Source organism: Anabaena catenula FACHB-362 (assembly GCF_014698735.1).
GTDB classification, from domain to species: Bacteria; Cyanobacteriota; Cyanobacteriia; order Cyanobacteriales; family Nostocaceae; genus Anabaena; species Anabaena variabilis_A.
On record NZ_JACJTQ010000018.1, the window covers coordinates 84880 to 103146 of the forward strand.

The window sequence follows — 18267 nt, forward strand, 5'->3', positions numbered from 1 at the left end:
AAATTATCTAATAATATCTAAAACTCATCCCAAAGTCAAAACACCAGCTTGAAAATTCACCACCAAAGGCAAAAACTCTAACCACGCTGAACCCAATAAAATCTCCGTCAATTCATCTCCAGCATAAACAGGAATGTCATACTCTTGATTATCTCAAATAACCTTACCAGAATAAAGATCAAAAGATTTTAATCCCTGTGCTGTTATCAATTCTTGGTCACGAATGAACTGCCAATCTAGTGATTCTAAATCTTGTTTATTAATAGCTAGAAACCCTGTAAAGCCAGTATCTAACATTGTCTCTACAGGTAAGTTTAAACCATCAGCATTAATCAAATCAATTTCAAAAAATAGCTGCCCCCCATCACCGAAATAACCCTGTATCATATTCTGCCAACTGCCCCAATTTCATTTAACCGAAACATACAATGTACAGCATGAGGGTGTTTATCCCGTGCTTGCTGACTAGCAACTTCTATATCTTGATCAATGAAATAATCGCCGCTATCCGGTTCTACGGCAATATACCAGTTATAATGGTCTTTTATCAACTCAGGACGGACACGCTCAAAAATTGCCCGACAACGTTTATGAAAGGCTTCTTTTTCTGCTTTACGTTTAGCTAACTCTTCTGGTGATAAAGTCAATTCAGGAAAAATTCTTCCTCTTCTTCTCGGTTGTTCTGACGTTAACATATTTGTACTCGCTTTTTACAACTATGTTAATAATAACAAATAATCATCTCAACATCAAAATTATACAAAAACAAAATCCCCGACTTCCTAAAGAAATCGAGGATTTAATTAACAAAGATAATTTTATTAACCGAGAGAAACAGTTAAACTACCAGGTTTAGCTAAATCACCAGTTAACACTACACCGCGATTATTAGCGTGTAAATGACGAAGAATTTTGTAAACCGCTTCAACTTCATCAGCAACACCGGCTTTATCAGCAACTTCAGTAATAGAAAGTGCTTTTTGCTCTTTTTGCAAAACTTCCAAAACTCGTTTTTGTAAATCGAGAATAACAGCAGCGGCCTTTTTACCAGCTTCTACACCTGGTTGGTGATAAGCGTTGACATTTACTAAACTGGCATATAAACCTACAGCCCTTTCATACAAAGCAATTAACGCCCCAACAGTACGAGCATTAACTTGAGGAATGCTGACTGTAATCGAATCACGGTTATTCTCATACAGTGCTTGACGAGTTCCTAACAAGAAACCAGATAAATAATCACCAGAAGTCACACCAGGATCAACTTCTATCGATTTACCTTGACGATCTTCCAAAACTTCTATCAAGGTAGCAAAGAAATTGGGTACACCTTCCCGCAACTGCTGTACATAAGCGTGTTGGTCAGTTGAACCTTTGTTACCATAAACAGCAATACCTTGATAAACGGTTTTCCCGTCTAAATCTTTTTCCTTACCCAAAGATTCCATTACCAGTTGTTGCAAATAGCGGCTAAATAGCAACAAGCTGTCTTTGTAAGGAAGAACAACCATATCTTTTTCACCTTTGCCATTTCCAGAGAAATACCAAGCAAGGGCTAATAAAGCGGCTGGGTTATTTTTGAGATTAGCGACGCGGGTAGCGTCATCCATTTCTTTTGCACCATCCAGCATGGCACGCACATCAATGCCCTGTAATGCCGCAGGAACTAGCCCTACAGAAGACATTTCCGAGGTACGTCCACCTACCCAGTCATACATCGAAAACCGGGCTAACCAATTTTCTGATTTTGCTACCTTATCCAGGTTGCTATCTGCACCAGTAATAGCGACTGCATATTTAGCAAATTCTAAATTTTGTCCTGCGTAGGCTTTTTTCACCTCAATCATGCCGTTGCGAGGTTCGGGTGTTCCTCCAGATTTGGAAATCACCAATACCAAAGTGCTGGAAAGATGGTTTTGTAGTTGGGAGAGAACCCGATCAATTCCTGCGGGATCGGAATTGTCGATAAAGTGAATTTTGAGCGGAGGAAAATCAGGTGCGAGGGCTTCAGCGACAAATTGTGGCCCCAAAGCAGAACCACCAATGCCTATAGAAATAATATCGGTGAAGCGGCTAGACTTAGGCGGATGAATAGCACCAGTGTGTACTTTTTCCGCAAAAGCTTCGATTTGTTCTAAGGTTTGGACAATTTCTTGCGTCAGTTCTGGAGTGGGTGCTAAATCTGGATTCCGCAACCAGTAATGTCCTACCATGCGGTTTTCATCTGGATTTGCGATCGCACCTTTTTCCAGTTCCGCCATGTCCGCAAACGCTTTGTCAAACTTCGGCTGCAACGATTCTACAAAGGCATCATCAAACCGCATCCGGCTAATATCTAGATACAGTCCCAATCCCTCGTGGAAATATAACCAATCTTGGTATCGTTGCCAAAGTGCCTTAGCATCCATAAGAGGGAAATCTCAAATATATTGGTCAAACACCAGTTTAATGTATGGTTCTGGCGATCCCTGCTTTGTCTTATACAGTTTACATTTAAGAGACAATAAGGAACGGCGAAGGGGGAACAGTTAGAAGGTGATTCGTAATTCGTAATTCGTAATTCGTAATTCGTAATAGTGCCTACGGCAGGCTATCGCCAACGTAATTCGTAATTAAGTTATTCTTGATTTTCTCCCTGTCTCCGCGTCCCCGCGTCCCCGTGTCCCCCCATCTCCGTGTCCTCATCTCCGCGTCCCCGCATCCCTCCATCTCCCCATCCCCCCAGTCTCCAGCTTAGACATCGGGCATCGGGACTACACGCAAAAATTTGACTAGTTCACCCCTGATTTCTATGCCAATAAGATAATTATCTATGGTAAAGCGATAAAAAATACCTTGTTCATCAAGCTGTCGCAATTCTGGTAGGCCATGCAACTGCCACTTATGTGCGGCACACTCAACAAAGACAAAATCATACACCCGTTCATAAGCAACGGCTTCTAAACTTTTCAGGTCGATTAGAAAAGACCTAGCATAACGCACTTCCAGATTCACTCTTGCTCACCAAATTTATTTTTTTGCTAACTTTGATGTCTAAACTTAGAGGAACATTAATAATCGTATCGCCTCGTCATGGGTTAATATATCCCACGGTTGCTGCAATGACTTGACTTGTTCCATACTTTTAAGCATATAAGAGTCAAAATATACAGCTTGGACTAGTTCCCAAGCGGTCTGTAAATCCTCATCAGCTAATTGCTCAATCAGATGATGCATTCTAATTCGCAGTAAATTCATAAAATTTAATGACGATCAACACTCTATCTAATAAAAATACTTTTTCCACCAGAATAGCAATGATTTACAGCAATCTCCGACAATACCCAAGTTACACTACAATCTATTCGCCTGCATGGGAGACGCGGAGACGCGGTGATGGGGAGACGCGGAGACGCGGTGATGGGGGGACACGGGGACGCGGAGAAAATGAAGAATAACTTAATTACCTATTCCCAATGACCAATCACCAATGACCAATCACCAATCACCAATGACCAATCACCAATGACCAATAACTAAATTATGATTGAATATCTGATTTTTCTGGCTATTTCTACCGCAACCTTTGCCCTGTTTGCACTAGGGCTGAATTTGCAGTGGGGCTTTACAGGGTTAATTAACTTCGGTCATATTGCTTTTATGACTTTGGGAGCATACACCGCTGTCTTGTTAAGTTTAAAAGGTGTACCCTTATTATTTTCAGCGATCGCAGGGGCAATTGTTGCGGCTTTGTTGGGTTTAGTGATTGGTTTTGCGACTCTGCGCTTACGGGAAGATTATTTATCAATTGTCACAATTGGGACAGGGGAAGTGATACGCTTGGTTGTGAATAATCAGGAGTTACCTGTGGGAGATACTTGGGTAGCTGGAACGTTTGGTATCCAAAGTTATGCCATCCCCTGGAATGAAACTCCCAGTTTATTTTTGCGACTGCTAATGATTGGGGTACTTACCCTGTTAGGAATTGTCACTATTTTTTATTTAGGACGCTGGGTAAAATCAGCGAAAACATCCCTAAGTAACGATGTAGCTAAAACTAACAGTAGCAAACAAGAATTTTTATCCCGCATAGGAGTGGGTATCATCCTGGGATTGTTGACATTAGCAATTTATGTTTCTGGTGTGACGGGACTTTATAACTACAACCCTAAAGCGGGTTTGATGCTTTTAGCGTTGTTGGTACTGGCCTTTGTATTTTGGCGGTTAGAAATTTTAGTGCGATCGCCTTGGGGTAGAATTCTTAAAGCTATCCGTGAAGATGAAGAAATTCCCAAAGCACTGGGGAAAAACGTTTTTTGGTATAAACTACAATCATTAATGTTAGGCGGTGCGATCGCAGGTATTGCTGGTGCTTTCTTCGCTTGGCAACTCAGCGCCATTTACCCTGATAACTTTCAACCCCAACTCACCTTTGATGCTTGGATTATGGTGATTTTAGGCGGTTCTGGCAACAATGTCGGTACAATCGTAGGTGCAGTAATTTACTTTGCTTATGATGCCCTGACACGAGAATTTTTACCAAAAATCGTCCCCTTAGATGTAGAACGCATTGGTGCATTCCGCGTCATGTTTATCGGTTTAATTCTGATGGTACTTATGATTTGGCGACCTCAAGGTATATTAGGGAAAAAGGAAGAACTCACTCTTGGTAAGTGATTAGTCATTAGTCATTCATAACTGTTAAGAAAAACCGAAAAAATTGCAAATAAATTCATTATGGTAAATAACCAACTTCCCCTATTAGCAGCTACTGGACTTTGTAAAAGTTTTGGTGGTATCCAAGCCGTTAAAGATGCGAATATTGAAGTTGAGAAAGGCCGCATTACTGGATTAATTGGCCCCAATGGTGCTGGTAAAACTACGTTATTTAATTTACTTTCCAATTTTATCCATCCTGATCAGGGAAGAGTGATTTTTGATGGTGAACCTATTCAGAATTTGCAACCATACAAAATCGCCCAGCAAGGATTAATTCGCACCTTTCAAGTAGCGCGGACTCTTTCGCGGTTATCGGTGTTAGAAAATATGCTGTTAGCAGCGCAAAAACAAATCGGTGAAAATTTTTGGCAAGCACAATTCCAACCCCACGCTGTCGTTCAAGAAGAAAGGCAGCTAAAGGAACGAGCGATGTTTTTATTAGAGTCTGTGGGGTTAGAAAAAAAAGCCAATGATTATGCTGGTTGTTTGTCTGGGGGACAACGGAAACTGCTAGAAATGGGAAGGGCTTTGATGACTAATCCCAAGTTAATCTTGTTAGATGAACCAGCAGCGGGGGTAAATCCGCGATTAATTGATGATATCTGCGATCGCATTCTCAAGTGGAACAGGGAAGACGGTCTAACATTTTTAATTATTGAGCATAATATGGATGTAATTATGTCCTTGTGCGATCGCGTTTGGGTATTAGCAGAAGGGCAAAATTTAGCTGTCGGTACTCCCGCAGAAATTCAAAAAGATGCCAAAGTTTTAGAAGCTTATTTGGGACAATAATTAATTATTGAGCATAATATGGATGTAATTATGTCCTTGTGCGTTCGCCTCTGGCGCGGCGTAGCCCATCGCGTTTGGGTATTAGCAGAAGGGCAAAATTTAGCTGTCGTTACTCCCTCAGAAATTCAAAAAGATGCCAAAGTTTTAGAAGCTTATTTGGGACAATATAGTTATATTAGATATGCCCAAGAAAATTAGAGAACTGAAAAGTTTATTACTTCAATCAGGGTTTACTTGTCGTACTGGAAAAGGTAGTCACACTAACTGGTATCATCCCTTGTTATCTGGGAGAGTTACTATATCAGGTAATGATGGAAAAGATGCTAAAGAATACCAAGAGAAAGACGTTAATAATGCAATCAAAAGAATAGAAGAAATCAAAAAAGCTCAACAGGAAGAACAGAATGAATAATCATTACACGATAATTATTCAATGGTCAGAAGAAGACAAATGTTTTGTAGTAAGTCTTCCTGAATGGGGAGAGTTTTGTCATACTCATGGAGACACTTATGAGGAAGCTTTAAAAAATGCTCAAGAAGTGTTAGAAATGCTGATTTCATCTTATTTAGAAGATGGACAACCTTTACCAGAACCGCAAATATTAGGAAAGTCATTAAAAGCGGCTTAATAGAGACAGGGATATGGGGATATGGAGACTGAGAATAAGGTAATTCTCCCCCTGCCTCCCCTTTCTCACCTGACTCCTGCTTCCTGGAGATTTCAGCTAAATTGCTCCCCTGCGTCTAAGTTAAATAACATTTGCAGAGTCTGCATACAATTTCGTCTAGCTTCCACATCTTGCTGTGCGCGTAACTGCACCATCGGGTCATGTAAAATTTTATTAACAATCCCTCTGGTTAAAGCCTCTATCACTTCTTGATGCTTCTCACCAAATTCTGAACCTAAGCGGGACAAAGCCTTTTCTAGTTCTTGTTCACGGATAGTTTCGATTTTATTCCGTAAAGAACTAATTGTAGATACAGTTTCCAAACTACGCCACCAGACATCAAAAGCTTCCACTTCTTCATCTAGAATTTTTTCGGCTTCCTGTGCCATTTTCCGGCGACTTTCGTAATTTTGGGCGACAACAGCCTTCAAATCATCCACATTAAATGCTTGCACATTAGCTAAGTCATTCACATCTGCATCGACATTACGAGGTACAGAAATATCAAATAGCATCAACCGTTGACTAGGTTCTAAAACCATTTCTAACTTAGCACGATCTAGAATTGGCTCGGTTGCAGAAGTGCTAGTAAAGACAATATCACTTGCGGCAACTACTGTCATCATTTCCGGAAGCAAATGGATTTGGATTGGTTGTTCTGGGAACAACTTCGCCAATTCCTCAGGACGTTGACGGGAACGATTAACAATACTAATTTGGTTTGCACCTTTAGAAATTAGGTGTTGTACCAATAATCGGGACATTTTCCCAGCACCGAGAATACAGATACGGTAAGTAGATAAATTTTCTACTTTAATCTGTGCTAATTCTACAGCCGCCGAACTAATTGAGACTGCACCAGTACCAATGCTGGTTTCAGTACGAACCCGCTTACCTGCTGTCAAAGCTTGTTTAAATAAGCGATTTAAAATTGTTTTTATACCGTTGTATTGCTGTCCCAGTTTGTGAGTATTTTTCACCTGAGCCAGAATTTGACCTTCACCCAGAACAAGACTATCTAATCCAGCGGAAACCCGCATCATATGAGTCACTGCGTCATTATGCAGCAACATAAACAGGTGCTGTCGCAGAGACACAACAGGCAATTTACTATATTCCGACAAAAACTGAGTAACTTCCTGAAGACCTTGGGTAATTTCACTGCTAACAATGTAAATTTCCAAACGGTTACAGGTGCTGAGGATAGCTACTTCATCAATATGAGGATAACTGAGAAGATGAGCGATCGCACTTTCGGTTTGAGGTTCGGGAATACTCAGCTTTTCTCTAACTTCTACAGGGGCTGTTTTATGGCTTAACCCCACCACTGCAATATTCATTTTTTAAATTGGTAATTGGTAATGGGTAATTGGCAATGGGTAATTGGTAATGGGTAATTGGTAATGGGTAATAGTTTTTTCTCTTCCCCAATCACCAATCACCTATCACCAATCACCAGTTTCTAACGAAGTTGAATAACCTGGGGTTCGTCAACCAAGTGAACTGTATCCACAAACCGAGCGGTTTTGGATTGGCTAGAAATAACCAAGCTTTGGGTTCTAATACCACCGTGGAAGAAGCGCACACCATCCATGAGAGTTCCAGGAGTGATACCACAACCAGCGAATAGCACGGTTTCACCAGAAGCTAATTCGTCAGCGTTATAAACCTTGTCTCCATCAGTAATACCCATTTCATTTAAACGGGCAAGATTACCTTCTCTGCTTTCACCAATCAAACCTGTTTGGACTACAGCTGGATCATAAATCAATTGTCCTTGGAAGTGTCCACCCAAGCAACGTAAAGCAGCGGCAGAAATTACACCTTCGGGTGCAGCACCGATACCCATTAACGCATGAATATTAGTACCAGCAAAAGCGCAACAGATAGCGGCAGAAACGTCACCATCGCTGATCAGTCTTACTCTTGCTCCAGCGGTGCGAATTTCTTGAATTAGGTCTTTGTGACGGGGACGATCCATCACTACGACCACCAATTCTTCAACAGCACGGTTTAAGCACTCAGAAAGGATTTTCAGGTTTTCTGTAGCAGATTTGTTGATATCAACTTTACCTTTAGCTGCTGGTGGTGCAGCGAGTTTCTTCATGTAGAAGTCAGGAGCAGCAAATAAACCGCCTTTTTCGGAAATTGCCAAAACTGCCATTGAGCCATTTTGACCATAAGCAACCAGGTTAGTACCTTCGCAGGGGTCAACAGCGATGTCAATTTCTACAAGTTCATCAGGGTTACAGAAATTTTTTGCATCTGCTTGGGTACAGATACCTACTTCTTCACCAATGTAGAGCATGGGGGCTTCGTCGCGTTCGCCTTCACCGATGACGATGCGGCCACGCATATGGATTTTGTTCATCCGTTCGCGCATAGCTTCCACTGCTACTTGGTCAGCAATGTTCTTTTCACCTTTACCCATCCACTTTGAGGAAGCGATCGCTGCTTGCTCTACTACTTCAATAATCTCTAGCCCAAGTGTATTTTCCACAGTATCTACCCTTTCAATTGCTTGTTTTAGCGTCTTTTTATCGGCTATTTCAGTTTTCAAGTCTACCAAAGTGCGGATACAGATGGAAAAAAGTCTTGCCGAAACCCTGTGTTAAGTTTTGCGACTAGGGTTGCGGTCAGCTAGACAAATATTAGGATTCATTGTTGTGAACCCAGGGCATAGATGCGGATAGAGCCAACCTAAAACTAGATGCTTAGTATAAATTTATTGATAGAAAAGTCCCTCTTCACTTTCTCAAGCCTTTCCGATTATCTATTGCATCAGTAACTACTGCCCAGCTTGAAGGAGACAATGGTAATACTCCCTTTACCTTCACTGTAACTAGAACTGGAGATACAACTGGTATTAGTACAGCGGATTTTGCTATTGCAGGTATTGGTGGTAGTCAGGCAGATGCAGGAGATTTTGGTGGTGTTCTACCTACTGGAACAGTTACCTTTAACCCAGGTGAAGTTTCTAAAACTATTGCTGTGAATGTTAGTGGTGAAACTGTACTTGAGTCTGATGAATCTTTCTCAGTTACATTAATTAATCCTACTAATGGTAGTATTAGCAATCCCACTGCTACCGCAGTTATTCGTGATGATGATCCTGCACCCACATTAGCGATCGCCCCAGTTAATATCAGTCAGTATGAACGTAACAGTGGTAATACTCCCTTTACATTCACTGTCACCAGAACTGGAAACGTTAGGAGAGCAAGTGCAGTCAATTTTGCCATCACAGGTAGTGGTGCTAATCCTGCTAATGCGGCTGACTTTGGCGGTACTTTACCTACTGGAACTATCAACTTTGCATCAGGTGAAATTTCCAAAGTAATTACTATCAATGTCAGTGGAGATAAGACTCTTGAACAGGATGAAAACTTTACCGTTACACTGAGTAATCCCACTAATAACACTAGCATCACCACAGCCACAGCCATAAGTACAATTCTCTATGATGATACTCCCCTTGTATCATTGTCTCTATCGTCCATTTCTTTGAGTGAAAATGCTGGTAGTGCCACTCTTAGAGCCACATTATCTGAGCCTTTCTTCAAAGATGTCACTGTTAAGTTGGGGCTGTTTGGTGGAAGTGCTTCCAGAGGAATAGACTACAACGTTGTTGATACACTGGTTATCCCAGCCGGATCAACCACTGTCACCACCCCAATCACCATTCTGAATGATATTTTGAGTGAAGGTAATGAAACCTTCTCCATAGATATTATCAGTGTAGTAAATGGTGTAGAACAAGGAATACAAAGAGTTACAGGAACTATCATTGATGATGATCCAGCAAATATTTCTATTGTTGCTACAACCAACTCCGTTAACGAAGATGGCTCTCCCAATCTTGTCTATACTGTCAGTCGTACTGGAGAAATTACTACTCCTTTAACGGTCTACTACACTATTAGCGGTACTGCTATCAATGGACAAGACTATAGTCTTATAGGCAATTCTGTAGTGATTCCCGCAGGAAAAAGAACTACTACAATTAGAGTTGATCCTACGTTTGATAGGATTTCTGAACCGAATGAAACTGTAACTTTAACTCTTCAGGATAGGTTGGAATACAACTTAGCAAGTTCCAGTTCTGCCACAGGAACTATCGTTAACGATGATACAGTATTCATTTCCGTTAACGATTTAGAAGTTATCGAAGGAACAGGTGGTACTAAAAATGCAGTTGTAAAAGTTTCCCTCCAAAATACCAGTTCTAATCCGATTATTGTCTCCTACATAACAGCCGATAATACAGCTACTTCTTCTAACTTACTTAATGATTTCACAGCTAGTTCAGGAAGTATTACTATTCCTGCCTATGCCACAGAAGGTAATATTGTCATACCCATTAACCCTGACAATGTAAGTGAAAAAAACGAGAATTTCTTTGTCAGAATTACTAATATTACCAACAATACTCGGTTTTCTATCGTTAAGAATCAAGCTGTAGTTACCATTGTTGATGATGATACACCTCCTTTCCCTGACACTAAAGATTTTAAAAATGTAGATTTAGACTGGACAAATAATATGTATTCCCTCAGTGGTAACGTTGAGGCACTGGATGGGTTCTTGTATGGCAATGCGACTTTGAAGGCTGGAAACTTTACAGTTTACTATTTGGGGTTCTTTCCATTCAGACTTTATGAAGAAAACCACTTCGGTATTACTTCCTCTGGTAGCATCGGGGTTCGCGTACCAAACTCAGTTGACTACATTGGAGGTAGGACTCTTTCATCTGTAAACTACTATCTATCCTATGTGAAGGATAATTCCACATCTAACGATTTTGCTTCTGCTTGGAGAAGCGTGAATCTTCTGTTCAAAACCGTTACTGTAGGAGCTAAAATCAATTTCAATTCTGGTAGAATTGACTTAATCGGTTCTGCTCCTTCTCGTCCCATAAGTAGCTTTGAAATCACTAGTAATGCTGATGGCAGTAATCGTGACTGGATGTTGATGTCGGCTGACTGGACTAATATTACTGATAATGTGCAAGTGCGGGTGCAAAAACCTGATGGTACTTGGGTAGAAGAGTCTGATTTTGCGGTAATACTCAAAGGCAACTTAGCAGAAAGTCTGACTAATCTAGTAACCAACATAGGTAGTATTGATGCCAACAAATTATTAACAGCTAACTTGGGTGATATCGAAGCAGGTCAATCCAAAACAATAACTGTTCAAGGGATCGCTCCTAATAATCTGGACAGTATATTCAATGTCCTGAATGTGAGTTCTAACGAAGAAGACCAGGATCTGATTGATAATCTTGTTACTCAAGATATCTTCTTTACGAGTAATATCAGGGTTGCCGAAAACAGCAGCACGGGAACAGTGATTGGTTCTCTAGTCTCTGCCAGTGATAATTTGACTTTGAGTTTGTTAGATAATGCTGGCGGTCGTTTTGCTATCTCTGGTACTGATTTGGTAGTTGCTAATGGTAGTTTGTTGGATTATGAAACGAAGACCAGCCATGACTTGACAGTTCAATCGATTGATGCTCAAGGTGCTATTTACAGTCAAACCTTCACCATTGACCTCGTTGACCAAGCTGTGTTTACCATAGCCAACCAGACTATTACGGAAGGGAATAGTGGCAGTCAAATTATGTCATTTACTGTGAGTTTGACTGATCCAATTAATGCCCAACCTGCATTAGTGAACTATGCCACTGTGGATGGTACTGCCTTTGCTGGATATGATTACACAGCCAACAGTGGAACTTTGTTCTTCAATCCTGGAGAAACTAGCAAAACCATAGATGTGGAAATCCTGGGAGATACTATCTATGAATCTAATGAAACTTTCTCTATGGTTCTCACAGGTGCAGGTAATGGAACGATCGCTAAAAATACTGCGGTAGGAACAATTGTAGATAATGATCTTCCAGTTACCTTGAGTGTTGTGAATACTAATGTAGTAGAGGGTAACAGTGGGACTAAAAACTTACTGTTCCAAGTTGGTCTTTCTGCTGTAAATGGACAACAGGTAACAGTAAATTATTCCACAGCCAATGGAACTGCAATTGCGGGTTCAGACTATACAGCTACCACTGGTACTTTGACCTTCTTACCAGGAACAACTGTTTTAAATGTCGCAGTTCCCATAGTGGGAGATGTGGTAAGTGAATCTGATGAAACATTGTTCCTTAACATCAGTAATGCTACAGGTGGAACAGTCATTTCTAAGGCTCAAGGAACAGCAACTATCATTAATGATGATGGTTTGAGTGGTGGACTAAATCTGATCGGTACTACAGGTAACGATATTCTGTCAGGTGCAGGTACAAATGATACCTTAAAGGGTTTAGTAGGGGCGGACGTATTAGATGGTCAAGGCGGTGCTGATAGATTTGTTTATAATGCGTTGACTGATTCTTTACTTACTGGACGGGATGCCATCCGCAGTTTTAATCCTGGTGAAGGCGATCGCATTAATGTTGGTTTTATCCCAGGTTCAGTATTTAATCTTGGTTCTGTAGCTACTTCCATTGGTGTATCCGCAGTCACAGCCGCCTATACTGCTGCTAATTCTGGTTCAGGTGTGGGTGCTAATGAAGCAGTGTTCTTTACTACAGGTTCAGGTCGGACTTCTCGTTTGTATCTATCTGTCAATGATGGTACTGCTGGATTTAATGCCAATAACGATTTAGTAATCGAAGTAACTGGCATGATCGGCGCGCCCTCTAATGTTGGAGCTTTAACAGCAAATAACTACTTTGCTACTTCTCTCATTTAGTGTTTAATGATATCCTAAGTACTAGTGAAAATACTAATATTAAGGATATTGTGCTAATGCTGAGTTGATCTTGATAGGGTGTATCAGATAGAGAAATTTGGTTCGTTATTACTGATTTATCTGCTCTGATTTACCCTAATTATGTCAGGACTTACGCTTTCATCATGAAGAAACGAACCGCAGAGGACACAGAGGAATAGGAGTTTGGGAGAGTTTTTGCGTAAGTCCTATATGTATGAGTTTACTTGCATCATTTGTATGTTCATCAAGACTAAATAGTAATGAGGAGACTTTGAAATAATGCTGTTGAAAACATTTGCATATTCTATGATTGGTTTTAGTAGTGCGATCGCTCTAACTTTAGGAAATGTGAAATCTGCATTTGCATTAAGCGGATTTACAGGTGCTTTTGATGTCAATAACTTTACTTTAACTTCTACTTCTAGTAGTGGAAACATAACTGAAGCAAACAACTTAAATACCTCTAATGCAGCCGCAGGTGAGGGGATCATTTTTGGTCCTGATAATAATGATTCTCCTGGTTACACCGGAAATACTTTGGGAACTAAAACAGTAAGAATTGATTGGCTTATTAATATTACATCTGCTAGTGCTGGTAATATTAGTTTTCGCTGGGCTTATGATTCTCTTGATAGTTTTCCAGATGATGAAGCAGGATATTTTGTAAATAGCACTTACACTACTTTGGGAACTATTCCAGTAGAAACAAGTGCTGCTCCAATAAAGATTCCATTAGTCAATGGAGACACCTTTGGATTTTGGGTATCTAGTAACACTAATACAGGTGGCTATGGTTATTTAACCATTAGTAATTTTGATGCTACTCCAGTTCCTTTTGATTTTTCTCCCTCTACAGCAACGGTAGTCTTTTTAGGAGGATTTTGGGGCGTTCGGAGGTTTCGTAAGTCCTTAATGAGGCAAAGAGGATCAATTACCCAGGAGTGAGTAAAGTTATAAGATCAGAATTAATGTGTTGAATGATGTTTCTTTATGCTCAACTTTCTCAACTCTTTATTAAATCGCCACCCTGAGCGCGTTCAAGCCAACGTAGAAATATATACCTGGCAAACCTGCCCTTACTGCATTCGCGCCAAACTGCTGCTGTGGTGGAAAGGCGTAAAATTCACCGAATACAAAATTGACGGTGACGAAACAGCCAGAGCCAACATGGCAGAACGCGCCAATGGTCGCCGCAGCGTCCCCCAGATTTTCATTAATAACCAACACGTTGGCGGTTGTGATGACCTGTATGCAATGGATACAAAAGGTCAACTCGATTCCTTGTTAATTCAGGAGTCAGGGAATAGGCAATAGGCAATAGGAAAGAAAGTTTACCAATGACCAATGACCAATGACCAATGACCAATGACCAATGACCAATGACCAATGACCAATTACCACCAGAATATTTAAAACACCGTCAATGGATGAATCACGCCCTAGAATTAGCACAAATAGCAGGAGAAGCGGGTGAAGTTCCCGTGGGAGCCGTGATTATTGACCCAGATGGCAAATTAATCGCTGAAGGGGAAAACAGAAAAGAACGGGACAAAGACCCCACCGCCCACGCAGAAATTATCGCAATTCGGGCTGCTGCAAAAAATTTGCAAAGTTGGCGTTTGCATCAATGTACTCTTTACGTCACTCTAGAACCTTGCCCGATGTGTGCGGGTGCGATCGCTCATGCACGTTTGGCAACGATTGTCTATGGAGTAGACGATACCAAAACTGGCGCAATTCGTACTGTTATCAACATCCCTGATAGTCCTGCTTCTAATCACCGTCTGCAAGTAGTTGGAGGTATTCTAGAATCAGCCTGTCGGCTGCAATTGCAGACTTGGTTTGCAAATAAACGGCGACCGAAAAATTAACAGACAAAGGTTAAACTGTCCAGATCGCAAGACACAAGTTACTCAAGAAAATATACGGTGGACATAATCCAGTTTGCGTCACATTCTACCCGCTAACTACCAGCCACCGTCATGATGGAAATTTACTCTGATTCTCATACCTCTCAATCCCAATTAACAAATACACCTGTAAACCATCAGGTGGTTTCTAGTACTTCACGGGTTTCTCCTTGGTTAACTCCTCTTGCGTATTGTTTGGGACGTAACGTCGTTTTACCATTATTTTTTGGTCACATTAACATCACCGGACAAGAAAATATCCCCAAACACGGGCCGATAATTCTTGCACCTACCCATCGTTCTCGCTGGGATTCGTTATTGTTACCTTACGCGACAGGTCGTTGTGTCACTGGTAGAGATATGCGATTTATGACGACTAGCACTGAGTGCCAAGGATTACAAGGCTGGTTCGTTCTACGGATGGGAGGTTTCCCGGTTGATATTCAACGTCCGGCGATCACAACTCTGCGTCATGCAGTAGAGTTAATGGCAGAGGGAGAAATGTTAGTTATTTTTCCCGAAGGCGGAATTTATCGTGATCACAAAGTTCAACCTTTAAAGTCGGGAACTGCACGTTTGGCTTTAAGTGCTGAATCTAGTCACCCAGGCTTAGGAGTAAAAATAATACCCGTTGGCATCAATTACAGTCAATCTTATCCCAATTGGGGTACAGATGTGAACTTGCATATTGGCGAACCCATTCAAGTTACAGATTATATGAATGGGAGTTTAAAAAAAGGTGCTAAACGTCTCACGGCAGATTTAACAAATAAATTGCAACAATTAACCCATCAACAATCAGAAATATCCTGTAGCAGCTTTGTTGAAATTACCAATTCTTAATTAAGTAAGCCGACGAAAGAAAATCAACTTAATTACGAATTACGTTGGCGGTAGCCTGCCGTAGGCATTATAACGAATTACGAATTATTTAACAATTTTTGATTATCTCTAATAACTCACTGGGATGATCAATTAAAAAGTCTGGCTTTTGCTTCAATAATGCTTCTGCTGAATTAAATCCCCAAGTCACAGCAATCACCTTAATATTAGCTTTTTTTGAAGCTTCGATATCTCTGGTTTCATCTCCTACATAAATCACAGATTGAGGTTTAATTTGTCTCTGCCTTAATACATTATTAATAATTGTGGTTTTACCAAAAATTGTTACTCCCGAATGGATAAATTCAAAAAGATAACCTAAATCATGACAATTAAGAAATTCGGTAACATTTTCTTGAGAGTTAGAAGTAATAATTCCCAGCCGAAAATCTTGATTTTTTAGTTCTATTAAAACTTCTTTCATTCCAGGTATAGGCTGGAAATCTTTGATTTTGTCCTTTAATTCTGATTTAACCTTTTTTACTAAAAAAGGTATTCTAAACAGAGAGATACCTGAATATTTAATAATTTCTCTAGAGGTTAAATTCCTCAAAAGAGCAAGTTCATTAGGAGTGATTTGTACATAACCGAACTCTAAAGCTAAACGATTAGCAAGAGTTACAAGTGCGTCAACTGTATCAGCAATTGTACCGTCAAAATCAAATATTATTACTTTCTGAGTCATTCTTTAGCCTAGATGCATCAAGATTAGCACGAGCATTCCGTCGTAACATTTCAGGTTTAATCCGTCGTAAGGCTGATGCTGTAAATTGTCTATCCCACTCCTGATCTGAGATTTGCGCTAATTCTACCAGCTTGGGTGCTAAATTCCCAGCATAAGGGCGAAAATCTGTTACATCACTAACCTTAGCAAAACGCTGATTCCAAGGACATACATCTTGGCAGATATCACAACCTGCAACCCATCCCTGTAAATGAGGTGTAAGGGTTTCCGGCAATGTTTCTGCCCGGTTTTCAATGGTATGATAGGCGATACAGCGATTGGCATCTACTACAAATGGTTCGGTAATTGCACCAGTAGGACAAGCCTCTAAACAACGGGTACAAGTTCCACAATGTTGTGTGGCTGGGCGATCGCTCTCTAGTTCTATATTAGTCAATACTTCTCCCAAAAATACCCACGAACCATACTCTCGCGTAATTATATTACCATTTTTAGCAATCCAACCAATCCCTGCTTTTTGCGCCCAAACTTTATCTTGCACTGGTCCTGTATCTGCGTAATATCTAGCTTTTACACCTTCATCCAATGATTTTAACCAGGTAGCTAATTGCTTGAGTTTCTTGTGCAACACCTTATGATAATCACGTCCCCAGCCATAACGAGAAATTTTAGCGTATTCTTCACCTTCGGGACGTTGATCGGGTGTGTAATAATTTAGAGCCACACAGACAAGCGATCGCACTTCTGGCATTACTAAACGAATATCTTGGCGCTTGGGGTTAGCCATCCATTCCATATCACCATGATAACCAAGTTCCATCCAAGCTTGCAGCCTTTGTACTTCTGTCGCATCTACTCCATCTACAGATGTAATACCAACTTGATGAAAACCTAACTCCCTGGCTTTTTCTTTCACCACACTGCTGCTGGTTGAGGCACAATCATTCATTTTTCTGATTCCGAATTCTGCCAGTAAGTTGACGGTGATTATACATCATAAATTTAATATATAGGACTCCTATTTGATTTTTGAACTATACGTAGGGTGGGCAATGCCCACCCTACACTACTTAATATTTTTCAGGAATCATTTAGGAGTCCTATATTTATTAGATTTTGTTAATGAAACTATATGTAAATATTAATGTGAAATTGTTAAGAAATAATGCACAATAGTTCTCAAGAGGTCAAGCAACCCAGAGTGATGCAAACCTCCCACTAGTTAACAGCTGATTGAGTTAATAAATTGTGGTGACAATATGACATTCACTTCTGATTCAGCTTCAACCCGCTTTCCTAAAGCTTTTAACTACGGCATCCAGAGTGATGCTGTGGCTTCAACCACTGCTGTATTCAAAGCCCTCAGCGTGGATGATCAACTAGCTGTACTTTGGTATGCATACACAGAGATGGGTCGTTCCATCACCCCAGCCGCTACAGGCGCTGCACGTTTGCAACTAGCCGAAGGTCTTTTGAATCAAATTCAACAGATGTCTCATGCAGAGCAGTTAGAAGTAATGCGGGACTTGGCTGCTCAACGAAATTCACAAGTTTCTCGTGCTTACGGTATTTTCAGTGTCAATACAAAGTTAGCTTTCTGGTACGAGTTATCAGAATTAATGGTGAAAGGATTGGTTATTCCTGTGCCAGCAGGTTATCAAATCTCTCGTGATGGCGCACAAGTGTTAGAAACACTCAAGCAATTAGATTTTGGTCAACAAATCACAGTACTGCGGAAAGTAGTTGCTGACATGGGTGTTGATCCTCTGGCTGACTAAGCAAGTTTAAAAAATTCGTAATTTGCGGATTTAATTATCCCTTGTCCATACCTAATTTTTTTACAAGGGTCTAAATCAGTACC

Annotated in this window: 19 protein-coding genes and 2 pseudogenes; 12 read left to right on the forward strand and 9 right to left on the reverse strand. The window is 40.6% G+C overall.

Features of this window, described 5'->3' with window-relative positions:
• Window positions 1–24: 24 nt before the first annotated feature.
• From H6G68_RS13450 to H6G68_RS13470, 5 genes and pseudogenes are all read right to left on the reverse strand, one after another.
• Window positions 25–387, reverse strand: a pseudogene (locus H6G68_RS13450) (aspartyl protease).
• Complete coding sequence (locus H6G68_RS13455) at window positions 384–695, reverse strand: hypothetical protein (RefSeq protein WP_071187914.1); 312 nt, start codon at window positions 693–695, stop codon at window positions 384–386. Before H6G68_RS13455 ends, H6G68_RS13450 begins: the two are co-directional and overlap by 4 nt.
• Before the next feature lie 126 nt (window positions 696–821).
• Entirely contained in the window at window positions 822–2408 is a 1587-nt protein-coding gene (locus H6G68_RS13460) for a glucose-6-phosphate isomerase (RefSeq protein WP_190907102.1), read from the reverse strand.
• Window positions 2409–2733: 325 nt separating this feature from the next.
• A complete protein-coding gene (locus H6G68_RS13465) occupies window positions 2734–2994 on the reverse strand; it encodes a cytotoxic translational repressor of toxin-antitoxin stability system (RefSeq protein WP_190907103.1) in 261 nt (86 codons plus the stop codon).
• 45 nt (window positions 2995–3039) lie between these two features.
• Window positions 3040–3237 carry a hypothetical protein gene (locus tag H6G68_RS13470; RefSeq protein WP_190907104.1) on the reverse strand — a complete coding sequence of 66 codons (198 nt, stop codon included), beginning with the start codon at window positions 3235–3237 and terminating at the stop codon, window positions 3040–3042.
• Window positions 3238–3245: 8 nt separating this feature from the next.
• On the opposite strand from H6G68_RS13470, the gene H6G68_RS13475 reads away from it, so the two are divergent.
• The 6 genes and pseudogenes from H6G68_RS13475 to H6G68_RS13500 all read left to right on the forward strand — a co-directional run bounded on the left by H6G68_RS13475 (window position 3246) and on the right by H6G68_RS13500 (window position 6119).
• Window positions 3246–3437, forward strand: a complete 192-nt coding sequence (locus H6G68_RS13475; protein ID WP_190907105.1) for a hypothetical protein — start codon at window positions 3246–3248, stop codon at window positions 3435–3437.
• Between the two features lie 85 nt (window positions 3438–3522).
• A complete protein-coding gene (locus H6G68_RS13480) occupies window positions 3523–4656 on the forward strand; it encodes a branched-chain amino acid ABC transporter permease (RefSeq protein WP_190907106.1) in 1134 nt (377 codons plus the stop codon).
• 60 nt (window positions 4657–4716) lie between these two features.
• Window positions 4717–5490, forward strand: coding sequence for an ABC transporter ATP-binding protein (locus H6G68_RS13485; RefSeq protein WP_190907107.1), 774 nt, complete (start codon window positions 4717–4719; stop codon window positions 5488–5490).
• Window positions 5491–5688 (forward strand): annotated as a pseudogene (locus H6G68_RS13490) (ABC transporter ATP-binding protein C-terminal domain-containing protein); the annotation flags it as partial.
• On the forward strand, window positions 5672–5902 hold the full coding sequence (locus H6G68_RS13495; RefSeq protein WP_190907108.1) for a type II toxin-antitoxin system HicA family toxin: 231 nt from the start codon (window positions 5672–5674) through the stop codon (window positions 5900–5902). The pseudogene H6G68_RS13490 and the gene H6G68_RS13495, both read left to right, overlap by 17 nt.
• A complete protein-coding gene (locus H6G68_RS13500) occupies window positions 5895–6119 on the forward strand; it encodes a type II toxin-antitoxin system HicB family antitoxin (RefSeq protein WP_016950201.1) in 225 nt (74 codons plus the stop codon). Before H6G68_RS13495 ends, H6G68_RS13500 begins: the two co-directional genes overlap by 8 nt.
• Window positions 6120–6211: 92 nt before the next feature.
• On the opposite strand, the gene H6G68_RS13505 is transcribed toward H6G68_RS13500, so the two are convergent.
• Complete coding sequence (locus H6G68_RS13505) at window positions 6212–7498, reverse strand: glutamyl-tRNA reductase (RefSeq protein WP_190907109.1); 1287 nt, start codon at window positions 7496–7498, stop codon at window positions 6212–6214.
• A 122-nt stretch (window positions 7499–7620) separates the two neighbouring features.
• Window positions 7621–8658, reverse strand: coding sequence for a class II fructose-bisphosphatase (glpX, locus tag H6G68_RS13510; RefSeq protein WP_190907138.1), 1038 nt, complete (start codon window positions 8656–8658; stop codon window positions 7621–7623).
• Window positions 8659–8933: 275 nt separating this feature from the next.
• Here glpX and H6G68_RS13515 point away from each other — a divergent pair, with 275 nt between their 5' ends.
• The 5 genes from H6G68_RS13515 (at window position 8934) to H6G68_RS13535 (ending at window position 15682) form a co-directional block, all read left to right on the forward strand.
• The gene (locus tag H6G68_RS13515; protein ID WP_339327860.1) at window positions 8934–12908 is read left to right on the forward strand and encodes a Calx-beta domain-containing protein; all 3975 of its coding nucleotides are present in this window, start codon (window positions 8934–8936) and stop codon (window positions 12906–12908) included.
• Window positions 12909–13208: 300 nt separating this feature from the next.
• Complete coding sequence (locus H6G68_RS13520) at window positions 13209–13874, forward strand: hypothetical protein (RefSeq protein ID WP_190907111.1); 666 nt, start codon at window positions 13209–13211, stop codon at window positions 13872–13874.
• Window positions 13875–13919: 45 nt separating this feature from the next.
• Window positions 13920–14243, forward strand: coding sequence for a glutaredoxin 3 (gene grxC / locus H6G68_RS13525; protein WP_190907112.1), 324 nt, complete (start codon window positions 13920–13922; stop codon window positions 14241–14243).
• 65 nt (window positions 14244–14308) lie between these two features.
• Window positions 14309–14800 (forward strand): tRNA adenosine(34) deaminase TadA, encoded by a 492-nt coding sequence (gene tadA, locus H6G68_RS13530; protein ID WP_206757408.1) that lies wholly within the window; start codon window positions 14309–14311, stop codon window positions 14798–14800.
• A 114-nt stretch (window positions 14801–14914) separates the two neighbouring features.
• Window positions 14915–15682 carry a lysophospholipid acyltransferase family protein gene (locus tag H6G68_RS13535; RefSeq protein ID WP_190907140.1) on the forward strand — a complete coding sequence of 256 codons (768 nt, stop codon included), beginning with the start codon at window positions 14915–14917 and terminating at the stop codon, window positions 15680–15682.
• 88 nt (window positions 15683–15770) lie between these two features.
• Here H6G68_RS13535 and H6G68_RS13540 read toward each other — a convergent pair whose 3' ends face one another.
• On the reverse strand, window positions 15771–16406 hold the full coding sequence (locus H6G68_RS13540) for an HAD-IA family hydrolase (protein ID WP_190907113.1): 636 nt from the start codon (window positions 16404–16406) through the stop codon (window positions 15771–15773).
• Window positions 16381–17355 carry a tRNA epoxyqueuosine(34) reductase QueG gene (gene queG, locus H6G68_RS13545; RefSeq protein ID WP_190907114.1) on the reverse strand — a complete coding sequence of 325 codons (975 nt, stop codon included), beginning with the start codon at window positions 17353–17355 and terminating at the stop codon, window positions 16381–16383. Before queG ends, H6G68_RS13540 begins: the two co-directional genes overlap by 26 nt.
• A 310-nt stretch (window positions 17356–17665) precedes the next feature.
• Between queG and H6G68_RS13550 the strand changes: the two genes are divergently transcribed.
• The gene (locus H6G68_RS13550; RefSeq protein WP_190907115.1) at window positions 17666–18184 is read left to right on the forward strand and encodes an orange carotenoid protein N-terminal domain-containing protein; all 519 of its coding nucleotides are present in this window, start codon (window positions 17666–17668) and stop codon (window positions 18182–18184) included.
• The last annotated feature ends 83 nt before the right edge of the window (window positions 18185–18267 follow it).

Excerpts from the sequence above, each read along its gene's own strand:
- H6G68_RS13455 (WP_071187914.1), bottom strand. The coding sequence starts at position 695 with ATGTTAACGTCAGAACAACCGAGAAGAAGAGGAAGAATTTTTCCTGAA.
- H6G68_RS13460 (WP_190907102.1), bottom strand. The coding sequence starts at position 2,408 with ATGGATGCTAAGGCACTTTGGCAACGATACCAAGATTGGTTATATTTC.
- H6G68_RS13470 (WP_190907104.1), bottom strand. The coding sequence starts at position 3,237 with ATGAATTTACTGCGAATTAGAATGCATCATCTGATTGAGCAATTAGCT.
- H6G68_RS13475 (WP_190907105.1), top strand. The coding sequence starts at position 3,246 with ATGACGATCAACACTCTATCTAATAAAAATACTTTTTCCACCAGAATA.
- H6G68_RS13480 (WP_190907106.1), top strand. The coding sequence starts at position 3,523 with ATGATTGAATATCTGATTTTTCTGGCTATTTCTACCGCAACCTTTGCC.
- H6G68_RS13485 (WP_190907107.1), top strand. The coding sequence starts at position 4,717 with ATGGTAAATAACCAACTTCCCCTATTAGCAGCTACTGGACTTTGTAAA.
- H6G68_RS13495 (WP_190907108.1), top strand. The coding sequence starts at position 5,672 with ATGCCCAAGAAAATTAGAGAACTGAAAAGTTTATTACTTCAATCAGGG.
- H6G68_RS13500 (WP_016950201.1), top strand. The coding sequence starts at position 5,895 with ATGAATAATCATTACACGATAATTATTCAATGGTCAGAAGAAGACAAA.
- H6G68_RS13505 (WP_190907109.1), bottom strand. The coding sequence starts at position 7,498 with ATGAATATTGCAGTGGTGGGGTTAAGCCATAAAACAGCCCCTGTAGAA.
- H6G68_RS13520 (WP_190907111.1), top strand. The coding sequence starts at position 13,209 with ATGCTGTTGAAAACATTTGCATATTCTATGATTGGTTTTAGTAGTGCG.
- grxC (WP_190907112.1), top strand. The coding sequence starts at position 13,920 with ATGCTCAACTTTCTCAACTCTTTATTAAATCGCCACCCTGAGCGCGTT.
- tadA (WP_206757408.1), top strand. The coding sequence starts at position 14,309 with ATGACCAATGACCAATTACCACCAGAATATTTAAAACACCGTCAATGG.
- H6G68_RS13535 (WP_190907140.1), top strand. The coding sequence starts at position 14,915 with ATGGAAATTTACTCTGATTCTCATACCTCTCAATCCCAATTAACAAAT.
- H6G68_RS13540 (WP_190907113.1), bottom strand. The coding sequence starts at position 16,406 with ATGACTCAGAAAGTAATAATATTTGATTTTGACGGTACAATTGCTGAT.
- queG (WP_190907114.1), bottom strand. The coding sequence starts at position 17,355 with ATGAATGATTGTGCCTCAACCAGCAGCAGTGTGGTGAAAGAAAAAGCC.
- H6G68_RS13550 (WP_190907115.1), top strand. The coding sequence starts at position 17,666 with ATGACATTCACTTCTGATTCAGCTTCAACCCGCTTTCCTAAAGCTTTT.